Source organism: Halomonas salipaludis (assembly GCF_002286975.1).
GTDB classification, from domain to species: Bacteria; Pseudomonadota; Gammaproteobacteria; order Pseudomonadales; family Halomonadaceae; genus Franzmannia; species Franzmannia salipaludis.
Map to the genome: position 1 here is coordinate 385,194 of NZ_NSKB01000001.1, position 13,047 is coordinate 398,240.

The following is a 13,047-nucleotide window of genomic DNA, read 5'->3' on the forward strand; positions in this document are numbered from 1 at the left end:
CGATCCTTGTCTTGCGGTCAGGCAGCCCTGCCACAGGCAAGCGGCCCTGGCAGGTTGTCATGAAATGCTACCATGGCCCGCGCGCCGGCCGCAGCGCTGCGGTGCTCAACGCGTTCTGATAATATGCGCTGAGTGATTCTTCATCTGCCAGTGAGTGCTGCGCTGCCCCATGTTCAACGCCCAATATTTCCGCACCTTCATTACCCTGGTGGAGACCGGCAGCTTCACGCAGACGGCGCGGCGTCTGGACATGACCCAGCCGGGGGTCAGCCAGCACATCCGCAAGCTCGAGCAGTATCTCGACAAGCCGCTGCTCAATCGACACGGGCGCCGCTTCACGCTGACCGACAGCGGTCGCCGCGCCTATGAGTACGCCATCAAGCTGTTCGCCGAGCACGAGCATTTTCGCCACTCGCTGGATAACGACTCGCTGGATTCCGGCGAGTGTCGCTTGGCGTCACCGGGTAGCGTGGGGCTGATGCTGTATCCCTTTCTGCTCAGTTACCAGCAGATGTATCCCGGGCTCACGGTCAGCTACCGCTTCGCCTTCAACGATGAAATCGTCCAGGACGTGCTGGCCGGGCGCTACGACCTGGGGATCGTCACCGACTTGGTCAAGCACGCCGAGCTGCATGTCGAGCCCTGGCACCAGGAGCCGCTGTGCCTGGTGGTCCCGGCGGACTTCACCGGCACCACCCTCAATGATCTCACGGGGCTGGGCTTCATCAGCTACGCCGACGCTATCCAGCATGCTACGCAGCTGCTCAAGGTCAATTTCCCCGGTGAGTTCCGCAGCATGAACCGCTTTCCTCAGCAGGGCTATACCAACGAGTTGTCGATGGTGCTCGACGCCGTGGCCCGCGGGCTGGGCTTTACGGTGGTGCCGCGGCTGGTGCTCGAGACCTCGCCCTGGCAGCGCCAGGTCAAGGAGTTGACGCTCAGCCAGCCGGTCCACGAAACGCTCTACGTGGTGACGCCCAGCGGCTCGCAGCTGCCGCTGCGTTATGCGCGGCTGCTGGAGGATTTTCGCGAGCAGCGTCGCCAGGCCCTCTATGGCTTCGCCGAGGAGCCGAGCTTCGGCTGACGCTTGCTGACCGCTGCCCTAACGCATACGCCCCGGCCAATTGGCCGGGGCGTATGCGTTGGACGGCGCGCGGTTGTGGCTCAGTCGCGGTACTCGTCGATGCTCGGGCAGGAGCAGATCAGCTGGCGGTCGCCGTGGACGTTGTCGACCCGGTTGACTGCCGGCCACACCTTGGCGGCCTTGACCGCCGGCGACGGGAAAGCGCCCAGTTCGCGGGAGTAGGGCCGCGACCAGTCGGCATCCATCAGGTCGGCCATGGTGTGCGGAGCATGCACCAGCGGGTTGTCGTCGGCCTGCCAGTCGCCGTTCTCGACCCGCGCGATCTCCTCGCGGATGGCGATCATGGCATTGCAGAAGCGGTCGATCTCGTAGCGCGACTCGGACTCGGTGGGCTCGACCATCAGCGTGCCGGGCACTGGGAAGGACATGGTCGGGGCGTGGAAGCCGTAGTCCATCAGGCGCTTGGCAATATCCTCTTCGCTGATCCCGGAGCTGGCCTTGAGCGGGCGGATATCGATGATGCACTCGTGGGCCACGGTGCCGTTGACGCCGCGATACAGCACCGGGTAGTAGCCGTCGAGGCGCTTGGCCACATAGTTGGCGTTGAGGATCGCCAGCTCGGTGGCTTCGCGCAGGCCGCGCGCGCCCATCATCTTGATGTAGGCCCAGGAGATCGGCAGGATCGAGGCGCTGCCGAAGGCGGCCGCCGAGACCGCGCCGCAGTCGGCGTTGACCCCGGCGATCGGCGTCACCACGTGGTTGGAGACGAACGGCGCGAGGTGGGCCTTGACGCCGATCGGGCCCATGCCCGGGCCGCCGCCGCCGTGGGGAATGCAGAAGGTCTTGTGCAGGTTGAGGTGGCTGACGTCGGCGCCGAAGTCGCCGGGGCGGGTCAGGCCGACCTGGGCGTTCATGTTGGCGCCATCCACGTAGACTTGGCCGCCGTGGTCGTGAACGATCTGGCAGGCCTCGCGCACGCCCTCCTCGAATACGCCATGGGTCGAGGGGTAGGTGAGCATGATCGCCGACAGGACCTCGCTATGCTGCTCGGCCTTGGCACGCAGGTCGGCGAGGTCGATATTGCCGTCGCTGTCGCACTCGACCACCACCACCTTCATCTGCGCCATGGCCGCTGAGGCGGGGTTGGTGCCGTGGGCCGAGCTGGGGATCAGGCATATATCGCGGTGGCCCTGGCCTTCGGCGGCCTGGTAGCGGCGAATCGCCACCAGCCCGGCGTACTCGCCCTGGGCACCGGAATTGGGCTGCATCGAGATATGGTCGTAGCCGGTGATCTCGACCAGGAAGGCGGCCAGCTCGTCGATCATCTGCTTGTAGCCGACCACTTGCTCGTGGGGCGCGAACGGGTGGATCTGGCCGAATTCCGGCCAGGTGATGGGGATCATCTCGCTGGTGGCGTTGAGCTTCATGGTGCAGGAGCCCAGCGGGATCATCGCATGGGTCAGCGACAGGTCCTTGTTTTCCAGGCGCTTGAGATAGCGCAGCATCTCGGTCTCACTGCGGTAGCGCTGGAAGGTGGGGTGCTGCAGGAAGTCGGAGTCACGCCGACAGGCGGCCGGAATACCGCTGCTGCCGGCGCTGACGATGGTTTCGTCCAAGGCACTCACCGACAGGTCGTGTTCCTCGCCGATCAGCACGTCGAACAGCACGTCGAGGTCGTGGGCGGTGGTGGTCTCGTCGAGGCTGACGCCGATGTCGCCACCCTCGAAGTAGCGCAGGTTGATCTCGTGGGTCATGGCGCGGCCGTGGATCTTGCCGGCATCGACCCCGGTCAGGCGCAGGGTGTCGAACCAGCTGTCGTGGGCCAGCGCAATGCCTTTGTGACGCAGCCCCTCGGCGAGGATGGTGGTCAGGCGGTGGATACGCGCGGCGATGGTGCGCAGCCCCTCGGCGCCGTGGTAGACCGCATAGAAGCCGGCGATATTGGCCAGCAGCGCCTGGGCGGTGCAGATGTTGGAAGTGGCCTTCTCGCGGCGGATGTGTTGCTCGCGGGTCTGCATCGCCATGCGCAGCGCCTGCTGGCCGCGGGCGTCCTTGGAGACGCCGATGATGCGTCCCGGAATCGAGCGCTTGAGCTTGTCGGTGGTGGCGAAGAACGCCGCGTGGGGGCCGCCGAAGCCCATCGGCACGCCGAAGCGCTGGGTGTTGCCGATCACGATGTCGGCGCCCAGGGCGCCGGGTTCCTTGAGCAGTACCAGGCTCATGATATCGGCGGCCACGCAGGTCATGATGCCGCGCTCACGGGCGGTGCCGAGCAGCCCGCCGAGGTCGCGGACTACGCCGCTCTGGCCCGGGTACTGCAGTAGCGCGCCGAACACCTCGTGTGCTGCCAGCTCCTCTGCCGGCGCCACGATCAGTTCGAAGCCGAAGTAGTGAGCGCGGGTGCGCACCACGTCGAGGGTCTGGGGCAGCACGTCATCGGCGACGAAGAACGCCTTGCTCTTGGCCTTCTTGTTGGCGCGCTGGCACAGTGCCATGGCTTCGGCCGCGGCGGTGGCCTCATCCAGCAGCGAGGCGTTGGCCAGCTCCATGCCGGTTAGGTCCATCACCATCTGCTGGAAGTTGAGCAGGCCCTCCAGGCGTCCCTGAGCAATCTCCGGCTGGTAGGGCGTGTAGGCGGTATACCAGCCCGGGTTCTCGAGCACGTTGCGCTGGATGACCGCCGGCACGTGGGTGTTGTGGTAACCCTGACCGATATAGGTCTTGAAGACCTTGTTCTGGCGCGCCAGTCGCTTCAGATAGTCGAGCGCCTCGGCCTCGGTGCGCGGCCCCTCGAGGGACAGCTCACGGCCCAGGCGGATGCCGGCGGGGACGGTCTGCTCGATCAGCGTGGCAATGCTGTCGATGCCGAGGGTGGCGAGCATCTGGTCGACATCGTCGGCGCTGGGTCCGTTGTGACGATGAATGAAGGCGTCGTGTCCGGCCAGGTCGGCCAGGCGTCGGGTCTCGGTAGCCATGAAACACCTGTCAGGGTAGTCGGGCGGTCAGTCCCGGGGATAAGGAAAGGGGCAAGGCCGGGTCGCTGGCGACCCGGCCGAAAGTCGTTCACTCTTCGGCATCGACCACTGCGCCATAGGCGTCGGCATCGAGTAGGGCGTCGAGGGCACCGCTGTCGCTGAGCTTGAGCTTGGCGATCCAGCCATCTTCGTAGGGCGACTCGTTGACGGTCTCGGGGGCGTCCTCGAGGGCGTCGTTAACGGCAACCACCTCGCCGCCAAGCGGCGCGTAGAGATCGGAGGCCGCCTTGACCGATTCGATTACGCCGAACTCCTCGCCGCTGGCCAGCTCCTGGCCGACTTCCGGCAGCTCGACGAAGACCACGTCGCCAAGCGCCTGCTGGGCGTGATCGGTAATACCCAGGGTGACGGTGCCGTCACCGTTGTCGAGCACCCACTCATGGCTCTTGGTGTAACGCAGGTTGGACGGAATAGCGCTCATAGTGGTTTTCCTATACGAAAAGGTTTTCTGAATCAGGGAATCGTACCGCCATTTGCACGCGATGGCGAGTCTCACGCGCATCGGGCGACGCTGTCCCAGGCTGACCGCCTATACAGGTTGGCTGCTGCAGGGAGTCTCGTCCAGCCCTGTGCAGTTGGCACCCCTCGACTACGCTAAGTAAACACTGCATCAATGCCTACGCGGGCGAATCACTGCGTTGCGCGGTGCTCGAAATCCTCACCTATACCCCATAGGCTCCGGTTTCTGTGCTCCGTGCGCCTTGTGCTTCATCCCGCTCGCCGATTTATTCAGTGCTTCCCTAAAGGCAAGCGATCCAGTGCGGTACCTGGCGGGTATTGGCGGTTGGTGGTATGCGCGGGGGCATGCTTGCGGACGCCGGGGGAGGCCAGTAAGCTGCTCTGTGTTTCGTATAAGAAATTAGTTTCTTTGAGTAGGGCGAGAGACGGCCGCGCCGGCGGCATGAGCCGATGATTTCACGCTGCAGTCGCATATTGGCAACGCAATGACCTGCAGTAGTAGAGCTTGGGCGAGGTTATCCGCTATGGTACGCCCATTCGACCACGGGGACGGCCTAGTCCCTTTGCGGTTGAGGCCAGGTGTCCGGCGCTGTGCTCAGCCCGGGGCACAACAATAACGAACCAGGATTGAAAGGAACGACCATGGAAACCTTGACCAGTCTCTTTACCGCCATCAACGGCGTGGTATGGGGCCCGTTGATGTTGATACTGCTGCTGGGGGTGGGCCTCTACCTCCAGCTGGGCCTCAAGCTGATGCCGATCCGCAAGCTCGGCATGGGCTTCAGCCTGCTGTGGCAGGGGCGCGACAAGCCCGGCGCAGATAAGTCCGACAAGGACGGCGAAATCTCGCCCTTCAATGCGCTGATGACGGCGCTATCGGCCACCATCGGTACCGGTAATATTGCCGGCGTGGCGACCGCGATTGCACTGGGTGGGCCCGGCGCGGTGTTCTGGATGTGGATCACCGCACTGGTCGGCATGGCCACCAAGTTTGCCGAGGCGGTCCTGGCGGTGCGCTATCGCGAGACCGACAGCACCGGCAACCATGTCGGCGGGCCGATGTTCTATATCAAGAATGGCCTGGGCAAGAAGTGGATGTGGCTGGGCGGTGCCTTCGCCTTCTTCGGCGCCGTGGCAGCGTTCGGCATCGGCAATACCGTGCAGTCCAACTCGGTCGCCGACGCCCTCGACTCGACCTTCGGCCTGCCGCACTGGATCACCGGGGTAGTGATCATGGTGCTGGCCGGGGCGGTGATCCTCGGCGGCATCAAGCGCATCGCCAAGGTCGCCGGCAAGCTGGTGCCGATCATGGCGATTGCCTACATCTCAGCCGGCATCGTGGTGCTGATCGTCAATGCCAGCGAGATCGGCAGCGCTTTCAGCATGATCTTCTACTACGCCTTCAACCCGCATGCGGCCATGGGCGGCTTTGCCGGGGCGGCGGTGATGGCGGCGATTCGTTTCGGCGTGGCCCGCGGCATCTTCTCCAACGAGGCCGGCCTGGGTAGTGCGCCGATTGCCCACGCCGCTGCCAAGACCAAGAACCCGGTGCGTCAGGGCCTGATCGCCATGCTCGGCACTTTCATCGATACCATCATCGTGTGCACCATCACCGCGCTGGTGATCCTGACCTCCACGGTATGGATCGACGGCGAGGCTGGGGCATCGTTGACCGCGCTGTCGTTCGAGGCGGCGCTGCCGGGGATCGGCAACCAGATCGTCTCGATCGCGCTGGCCGTGTTTGCCTTCACGACCATTCTCGGTTGGTCGTTCTACGGCGAGAAGTGCTTCCAGTTCCTGTTCGGCACGCGCTCGATCATGCTCTACCGCACCCTGTTCGTACTGGCCATCCCGCTCGGCGCCATGGCGCAGCTGGGCTTCATCTGGCTGATGGCCGATACCTTCAATGCCATGATGGCGATTCCCAACCTGATCGCGCTGGCGCTGCTGTCGCCGATGGTCTTCAAGTTGACCCGCGACTACTTCGACGGCAAGGAGGTGTTGCCGGGCGAAGATCTCTCGAATTGATCCCCGGGGCCACGGGGCGCAAGCCTGTCCCGTGGCCACCCCGCAAGCCACTCGCCAATGGACCGATAGCATGACGCAACTCAGCAAGACGCCGCTCTACGACCTTCACCGCGAACTGGGCGGCAAGATGGTGCCTTTCGCCGGCTATGAGATGCCGGTGCAGTTCCCGCTTGGGGTCAAGAAGGAGCATGAGCATACACGCCAGGCATGCGGCCTGTTCGACGTGTCGCACATGGGGCAAGTACTGATCCATGGGCCGTCACCCGCTGCGGCGCTGGAGACACTGGTGTCGGCGGATATCGTCGGGCTGCCCGCCGGGATGCAGCGCTATGCGCTGTTCACCGCGGAAGAGGGCGGCATCCTCGATGATCTGATGGTGGTCAACGCCGGTGAGCACCTCTATCTGGTGGTCAACGCCGCCTGCAAGGAGCAGGACATCAGCCATCTGCGCACCGGGCTCGGCAGCGACTACCGGGTCGAGGTCGTGGATCGCGGCCTGCTTGCCCTGCAGGGGCCTGCGGCGGTGAGCGTCATGCAGCGGCTGTGCCCGGCGGCCTGCGAACTGGTATTCATGCAGCATGCTCGTCATGAGATCGGCGGCATTGCGGTGTGGATCAGCCGCAGTGGCTATACCGGCGAGGATGGTTTCGAAATCTCGGTGCCGGCGGAACAGGCCGAGGCACTGGCGCACCTGCTGCTGGCGGAAGAGCAGGTGGAAGCGATCGGCTTGGGTGCGCGCGACTCGCTGCGCCTCGAGGCCGGCCTGTGCCTCTACGGGCACGATATCGACACCACCACCACGCCGGTTGAAGCGGGCCTGATCTGGGCCATCGGCAAACCGCGGCGGCGTGGCGGTGAGCGTGCCGCGGGCTTTCCGGGGGCCGATCTCATCCTGCATCAGGTCGAGGCCAAGGATCACACCCGCAAGCGGGTCGGCTTGCTCGGCGAGGGCCGGGCGCCGGTACGTGAGGGGGCCGAGCTGTTCAGCGCTGACGACGTCAAGATCGGCGTGGTGACCTCGGGTGGCTTTGGTCCCAGCGTCGGTCGACCGGTGGCCATGGGCTATGTGGCGATCGATCAGGCCGAAGCGGGCACCCAGGTGTTTGCCGAGGTGCGCGGCAAGCGCTTGCCGATGACGGTAAGCAAGATGCCGTTCGTGACGCCGGGCTACTATCGCGGCTGACGGGCGTCTCCATCATTTATACCGTTATCTTGCGGTGTTGCAGCATGGGAATACTATCCGGCCGTTCGTCAAGGCGAACGGCCTTTCGTCGTTGTCATCAGGTGTCGATGACGATATGCCGAAAGGTCAGGCTGATGCGGATGCCATGGCTTGTTCGCGGCAGCAGGGCATGCTGCAGCTGACGCTGCACGCCGGGCCCCATGACCAGCAGGCTGCCATGGGTCAGATTGACATTGAAGGCCGGTGCGCGGCGGTCGCGCCAGCGAAAGCGTAGCGGCCGCTCGCTGCCCAGGCTGACGGCGGCGATCAGCGGCTCCTGGCCGAGCTCTGGCTCGTCGTCGCTGTGCCAGCCCATGCGTTCTGCACCGCTGGCATAACGATTGAGCAGCACGCTATTGAATCGCGGCGCCTCGCTGAAGTCGCGCAGGGCATGAGCGATGCGCTCGGCCAGCCGCGCCACCTGTGGGTGCCAGGGCTCAGGCACGAAGTCGCGGCCGGAGTAGCGATAGCGTGCCTCGCGGTCGCCCATCCACACCTGGCGACGTGGGATCGGGTGCTCGCGGCCGAACAGCGTCAGGCTGGGCTGCTGCCAGTCGAGGTCTCGCTCGAGGCAGCCCAGCAACCGGTTCGCCTCGTCGGCGTCGAGCAAGGCGTCATGCCGCCATAGCGGCGGCATGTCGAGGAGGCTCTGCCAGGTGGTAGGGGGAGGCATAGGTCGAGCATGCCAGCGGTGTGGCGGCGTGTCACGCAAGTGTCGGTAGCGTCCACCAGCCGAGCAGCGCAAACAGGCCGCCGAGCAGCGCGCCGCCGATGACGTCGCTGATGTAGTGCAGGCCGAGGCCGACCCGCGAGACGGCGATCAGCACGGCCAGAGGGACCACCAGCGGGAGCAGTGTCGGCGTGGTGGCAGCGGTCAGCAGGCTGAACATCACCGCGTGCAGGGTGTGTCCGCTGGGGAAGCTGTAGCGGTCGCGCGGTACCTCGGCGCAGCATATCGCTTGAAAGGTGATCGAGGGACGTTCGCGGCACAGCCGCGTCTTGATCAGGCGGTAGACGCCTATTGCCAGCAGCGACAGTAGTAGATGATGCCACGTCAGCGACCAGCCGTGGGCGCCGTGGATCACCGGCATTGCGGCGACCAGTAGCACCCAGGCCGGCCAGTCGCCAAGCCGGCTGGCTGCACGCAGCAGCATTAGGATGCCGCGGCGGCTGCCGTGGCGGGCGAGCCGCTGGCAGAGCTGCCATTCGAGCAGATCGAGACGGTCAAAGACCGGCAGGGTGCGTGGTGCGGTCATGGGCGTGCTCCATGGCGGTATGCAGGACATGCAGGAAGCGCTCGGCAATCTGCGACCAGTGGCAGTCGGCCACGCGCACTCGCGCTGCGCGGCCCAGGCGGCCGTAGAGTGCCGGAGAGCGCGCCAGCTGCGCGGCGTGTTCGACGAAGGCGCTGGAGGCGTCGAGGGGCAGCGTCAGGCCGTGATGGTGGGGGACTATCCACTCGCCGGCGGCGGCATAGTCGAAGGCGATCACCGCCAGGCCGCTGGCCATGGCCTCGAGTACCACGTTGCCGTAGGTCTCGGAGCGTGACGGGAACACGAACAGATCGGCGCTGGCGTAGTGTCTGGCGAGCTGGTCGCTGTCGACGAAGCCGGTGAAGTGGGTCTGCGGCAAGCGCCGCTGCAGGCGCTGACGCAGGGGCCCGTCGCCGACCACCACGCTGACCAGATCGGGTTGTGCCAGGTGCATGGCCTGGAAGCTCTCGACCAGCAGGTCGAGGTTCTTTTCGCTGGCTTATCGGGACTGAAGTGCTGGCAGTCGATGCCGCGCCCCATCACGGCAACACGTTCGAAACCCTGGGCGCCCAGTATTTCGGCCTGCTGGCGGGTTGGCACCAGGGTGGCGCCGGTGCGGTTGTGGAAATGCCGCAGCAGGCCGAGCACGCCGCCGCGTAGCCAGCCCAGGCCATAGTCGCTGGCGTAGTGGTCGAAGTTGGTATGGAAACCGCTCAGGGTCGGGATGCCGAGGCGCTCGGCGCTGCGCAGCGCCGACCAGCCCAGTGGCCCCTCGGTGGCAAGATAGATCGCATCGGGAGGCCGGGTTCGCCACTCGCCAAGCAGCCGTCGGCCACAGGGCCGGCCGAACTGTACGTCTGGATAGCGCGGCAGATGAAAGCCTGGCACCTGCAGTTCGTTGGCCATGCGCGAATCGCGGTGCGCCTCGCGGGGGGCCGGCCGAACCAGCTGCAATGTCACCCCGCGTCGCCGGAGTTCGTCCGTTAACTGGCCCAGGGTATGGGCGACGCCGTTGATGTCCGGCGCCCAGGTTTCACTGACCAGGCATAAACGCATGAGGAGCTCCCGTGTGGTGAACTCCCTCCAGCTTCACCGACCATCATGACAGCAGGCCGACAGGCCGATGACGGATCGATGACGGTGGGCGCCTAGCGCAATACCTTGGTCGGGTCGACGGGCTTGCCGCCGTGGCGCAGGTCGAACAGCAGGTCATGGCGCTCGGTACTGTTGCTGTAGTCGACCTGGCACACCGGTGTGCCCTGGCTCACCGTCTGCCCATCGGCGACCTTGAGCTCGCCGCACAGGGCGTAGACACTCTGCAGGTTACCATCGTGGTGGACGATCACCACGCGCCCCAACTGACGCATGCTGCCGGCGAAGCGCACCTGGCCGTCGGCCACTGCCTTGGCCTGGCTGCCATTCTGGGTGGCGAGCAGCATGGGTTGCAGCGTGCCGCGGTCGTCTGGGCCGAAACGCCTGACCACACGGTAGTCGTCCAGTGGCCAGGGCCAGTTGCGTGCACTGCTGGGCAGATTGCCGGGGTCGGGGCGCTGGGCCGGCGGCCGACTGGCGCTGCTGCCACTATTGCTGGGCGTTGCACTGGATCCGCTCGAACTCGGGCCGCTGGTGCTTGTACCGCTGAGGGGCACCTGGATCAGCTGGCCGACCTGCAGACGATGGGCAGGTATGTTGGGATTGGCCGACTGCACGCGGGCAGGGTTGCTGCCGAAGCGTCGTGCAATACCCGAGTAGGTGTCGCCGGGGCGTACCTGATAACGGTAAGGACCGCCGGAGGGCGCGCGCTCCTGCTGAGTGGGGATCAGCAGGCGCTGGCCTACCGCCAGGCGGCGTGGCTCGACCCCGGGGTTGAAACGTGTCAAGCGCTCCAGCGGTACATCGGCACGCGCGGCGATGGCGCCGAGGGTGTCGCCACGCTGAACGGTAATCCACTGGCCGTTGATGCCGTCGAGCCGCTGCGGCGCCGACCCGGCGCCGGCACAGCCGGCCAGCAACCACGCCAGCAGCAGCATCAGGACGAGGTGTCGAGAGCGCGGTCCTTGTCCTGCCACAGCGCGTTGATCCATGTATGGAAGCGTTCCTTGTAGTTCGGGTCCTGATGGTAATCGCCGCCGGGCATCCACTCGGGCACGTCGAGACGCCGGATATGGCAGTGAATCTGCCCTTCACGGCCGCATAGGAAGCCCCAGAAGGTCGGGGCGGGGTTGGCGTAGCTCAGGGTGGCGTCGAGAATGCCGCTGAGGCTCCCGCCGAGTAGACCGGCGACCTGGGCGGTGCCACCGGCTTTGGGTCGCAGCAGGTGCCGGTAGGGGCTATTTTGCGCGTCGCGCTTGGCGGTTGTGAAGCGCGTGCCTTCAACGAAGTTGTAGATCGCCAGCGGCGTCTGGCGTGCCCGCTCGCACATGCGCTGGGTGGCGCGACGGTCGCGCTCGGCGAGGGTCGGGTTGCGGGCCAGCTGCTCACGGCTGTAGCGGCGCATGAAGGGAAACTCGAGGGCCCACCAGGCCTGGCCCACGATGGGGACCCAGATCAGCTGATGCTTGAGGAAGAAGCGCGGCATGGGGATGCGCCGGTGGAGCGCGAACTGCAGCACGAAAATATCGGTCCAGCAGCGGTGGTTGGAGAGTACCAGCCACCAACGCTGCGGTGACAGGCCGTCGGGGCGACGTATGTCGAGCCGGGGCTTGAGCCAGTAGCGCATCCACCACAGATTGGCACCGATCCAGTTGAGGGCCACGGCGTTGAGGCCGGCCAGCACGCGCAGCTTGGCGCGGCGTCCCGGGGCTAACAGCTTGAGCAGGATCAGCACGAACAGCGGGATGCCCCAGAACAGCGTGGTCGCGATCAGCAGCAGCACGCTGACCAGTCCCTTGAGGGTCGCCATGGAGGGCCTCCAGAACCGCAGCAAAACGCTAATCCTACTGCAAGATCAACGGGATGCCCAGCGCCGCTGGGCGTAAGGCAAGCCCTGCAAGGTGGCAGGCCTACTACCCTGGAGATGACCGGACTAGTGAAAAGCCATGACAGTGGGATGTCGAAAATCTGACCATTTTGAGTAGAGCGTCAGTCACGTCGCGCTTCTCGGCGATTGTGCAAGGGCTTTGCACAGCGTTATCCACAGGAAATGTGCATAACCTGGCCATGCTCCTCACGCTATCTTGCAGCGGGTGTGCTGGGGCAACAGTAGCTCTGCAGCACGCTCGGCGTAGCTTGGCAGGCACTTCTGCACCAGCGCCAGGCCGCCGAGGGCAATGCGGTGTTCATCGCCCTCGGCGAAGGCCATGCGTCGCGAGCAGGTCGGATAGAAGCGATAGTTGAGCAGTGGCGAGATCGGGAACACGCCGTGATAGCGATCGCTGCTGCCGATCAGGCCAGTCTGGCGCAGCTGCTGGTCGAGTTCGTCGAGCTCGTGGCCGAGGCGCTCGCTGTCGAAGCCAGCGTGATGCAGGCGTGGCCCCATTACCGCCAGCCAGGCCGCCAGCGGGTGTGCCATCTCGAGCAGCTGAAACGTCTGCCAGTCGGGCATTGGCCAGGGGCGGCCCCGGCACAGCAGGTTCTGACCGCGGGCGTCGGCGGGGTGAGCGATGTCGACCAGTGTCTTTAGCGCCTGGCGCGCGCTGCGTGGCAGCGTATTCAGCTGCAGCTCGCCGAGCATCAGCCAGGCGCCGTCGTCCGGGGCGGCGAGCAGGGTGGCCAGCAGCCCGCGGTCGGCCATGGCGTAGCGTTCCACCGGCCGGTAGCCAAAGTGCTGCAGGGTAGGCAGCACGGTGCTGGCGGCGTAGTGTCCATGATTGAGGGTCAGCAGCGCCAGGTATTCGGCAGGTGCATCGGTCGGCCAGACTCGCAGCGCGCCAAGCTCGGGGTGGAGGTGGACATAGTCCAACCACAGTTGTTGAAGGAATTCCTGGCGCTGCATGGTGTCCTTGCCTCCTGCCTCGAGCATGATTT

Annotated in this window: 11 protein-coding genes and 1 pseudogene; 3 read left to right on the plus strand and 9 right to left on the minus strand. The window is 65.4% G+C overall.

Annotation, left to right across the window (positions count from 1 at the left end; all coding sequences use genetic code 11):
- The first annotated feature begins 169 nt into the window (after window positions 1-169).
- Entirely contained in the window at window positions 170-1,084 is a 915-nt protein-coding gene (locus CK498_RS01950; RefSeq protein ID WP_095619166.1) for a LysR family transcriptional regulator, read from the plus strand.
- An 80-nt stretch (window positions 1,085-1,164) separates the two neighbouring features.
- On the opposite strand, the gene gcvP is transcribed toward CK498_RS01950, so the two are convergent.
- Together gcvP and gcvH are read right to left on the minus strand one after the other, a co-directional pair.
- Entirely contained in the window at window positions 1,165-4,059 is a 2,895-nt protein-coding gene (gene gcvP, locus CK498_RS01955) for an aminomethyl-transferring glycine dehydrogenase (protein ID WP_095619167.1), read from the minus strand.
- Window positions 4,060-4,147: 88 nt separating this feature from the next.
- On the minus strand, window positions 4,148-4,540 hold the full coding sequence (gene gcvH, locus CK498_RS01960; protein ID WP_095619168.1) for a glycine cleavage system protein GcvH: 393 nt from the start codon (window positions 4,538-4,540) through the stop codon (window positions 4,148-4,150).
- 680 nt (window positions 4,541-5,220) lie between these two features.
- On the opposite strand from gcvH, the gene CK498_RS01965 reads away from it, so the two are divergent.
- Together CK498_RS01965 and gcvT are read left to right on the plus strand one after the other, a co-directional pair.
- The gene (locus CK498_RS01965) at window positions 5,221-6,606 is read left to right on the plus strand and encodes an alanine/glycine:cation symporter family protein (protein ID WP_095619169.1); all 1,386 of its coding nucleotides are present in this window, start codon (window positions 5,221-5,223) and stop codon (window positions 6,604-6,606) included.
- Window positions 6,607-6,676: 70 nt separating this feature from the next.
- Window positions 6,677-7,789 (plus strand): glycine cleavage system aminomethyltransferase GcvT, encoded by a 1,113-nt coding sequence (gene gcvT / locus CK498_RS01970; protein ID WP_095619170.1) that lies wholly within the window; start codon window positions 6,677-6,679, stop codon window positions 7,787-7,789.
- 97 nt (window positions 7,790-7,886) lie between these two features.
- Here the strand turns inward: gcvT and CK498_RS01975 are convergent, their stop codons facing one another.
- The 7 genes and pseudogenes from CK498_RS01975 to CK498_RS02000 form a co-directional block, all read right to left on the minus strand.
- A complete protein-coding gene (locus CK498_RS01975; protein WP_095619171.1) occupies window positions 7,887-8,501 on the minus strand; it encodes an alpha-ketoglutarate-dependent dioxygenase AlkB family protein in 615 nt (204 codons plus the stop codon).
- Window positions 8,502-8,532: 31 nt separating this feature from the next.
- On the minus strand, window positions 8,533-9,084 hold the full coding sequence (locus CK498_RS01980; protein ID WP_095619172.1) for a phosphatase PAP2 family protein: 552 nt from the start codon (window positions 9,082-9,084) through the stop codon (window positions 8,533-8,535).
- On the minus strand, window positions 9,053-9,535 hold the full coding sequence (locus CK498_RS26755; protein WP_324615489.1) for a glycosyltransferase: 483 nt from the start codon (window positions 9,533-9,535) through the stop codon (window positions 9,053-9,055). Before CK498_RS26755 ends, CK498_RS01980 begins: the two co-directional genes overlap by 32 nt.
- Before the next feature lie 122 nt (window positions 9,536-9,657).
- Window positions 9,658-10,137 (minus strand): annotated as a pseudogene (locus CK498_RS26760) (glycosyltransferase); the annotation flags it as partial.
- 92 nt (window positions 10,138-10,229) lie between these two features.
- Complete coding sequence (locus tag CK498_RS01990; RefSeq protein WP_095619173.1) at window positions 10,230-11,165, minus strand: LysM peptidoglycan-binding domain-containing protein; 936 nt, start codon at window positions 11,163-11,165, stop codon at window positions 10,230-10,232.
- Entirely contained in the window at window positions 11,111-11,983 is an 873-nt protein-coding gene (locus CK498_RS01995) for an acyltransferase (protein ID WP_095619174.1), read from the minus strand. The genes CK498_RS01990 and CK498_RS01995 overlap by 55 nt, the downstream gene beginning before the upstream one ends.
- Before the next feature lie 264 nt (window positions 11,984-12,247).
- Window positions 12,248-13,015 (minus strand): VOC family protein, encoded by a 768-nt coding sequence (locus tag CK498_RS02000; RefSeq protein ID WP_095619175.1) that lies wholly within the window; start codon window positions 13,013-13,015, stop codon window positions 12,248-12,250.
- Between the last annotated feature and the right edge of the window lie 32 nt (window positions 13,016-13,047).

Excerpts from the sequence above, each read along its gene's own strand:
- CK498_RS01950 (WP_095619166.1), top strand. The coding sequence starts at position 170 with ATGTTCAACGCCCAATATTTCCGCACCTTCATTACCCTGGTGGAGACC.
- gcvP (WP_095619167.1), bottom strand. The coding sequence starts at position 4,059 with ATGGCTACCGAGACCCGACGCCTGGCCGACCTGGCCGGACACGACGCC.
- gcvH (WP_095619168.1), bottom strand. The coding sequence starts at position 4,540 with ATGAGCGCTATTCCGTCCAACCTGCGTTACACCAAGAGCCATGAGTGG.
- CK498_RS01965 (WP_095619169.1), top strand. The coding sequence starts at position 5,221 with ATGGAAACCTTGACCAGTCTCTTTACCGCCATCAACGGCGTGGTATGG.
- gcvT (WP_095619170.1), top strand. The coding sequence starts at position 6,677 with ATGACGCAACTCAGCAAGACGCCGCTCTACGACCTTCACCGCGAACTG.
- CK498_RS01975 (WP_095619171.1), bottom strand. The coding sequence starts at position 8,501 with ATGCCTCCCCCTACCACCTGGCAGAGCCTCCTCGACATGCCGCCGCTA.
- CK498_RS01980 (WP_095619172.1), bottom strand. The coding sequence starts at position 9,084 with ATGACCGCACCACGCACCCTGCCGGTCTTTGACCGTCTCGATCTGCTC.
- CK498_RS26755 (WP_324615489.1), bottom strand. The coding sequence starts at position 9,535 with ATGCACCTGGCACAACCCGATCTGGTCAGCGTGGTGGTCGGCGACGGG.
- CK498_RS01990 (WP_095619173.1), bottom strand. The coding sequence starts at position 11,165 with ATGGATCAACGCGCTGTGGCAGGACAAGGACCGCGCTCTCGACACCTC.
- CK498_RS01995 (WP_095619174.1), bottom strand. The coding sequence starts at position 11,983 with ATGGCGACCCTCAAGGGACTGGTCAGCGTGCTGCTGCTGATCGCGACC.
- CK498_RS02000 (WP_095619175.1), bottom strand. The coding sequence starts at position 13,015 with ATGCAGCGCCAGGAATTCCTTCAACAACTGTGGTTGGACTATGTCCAC.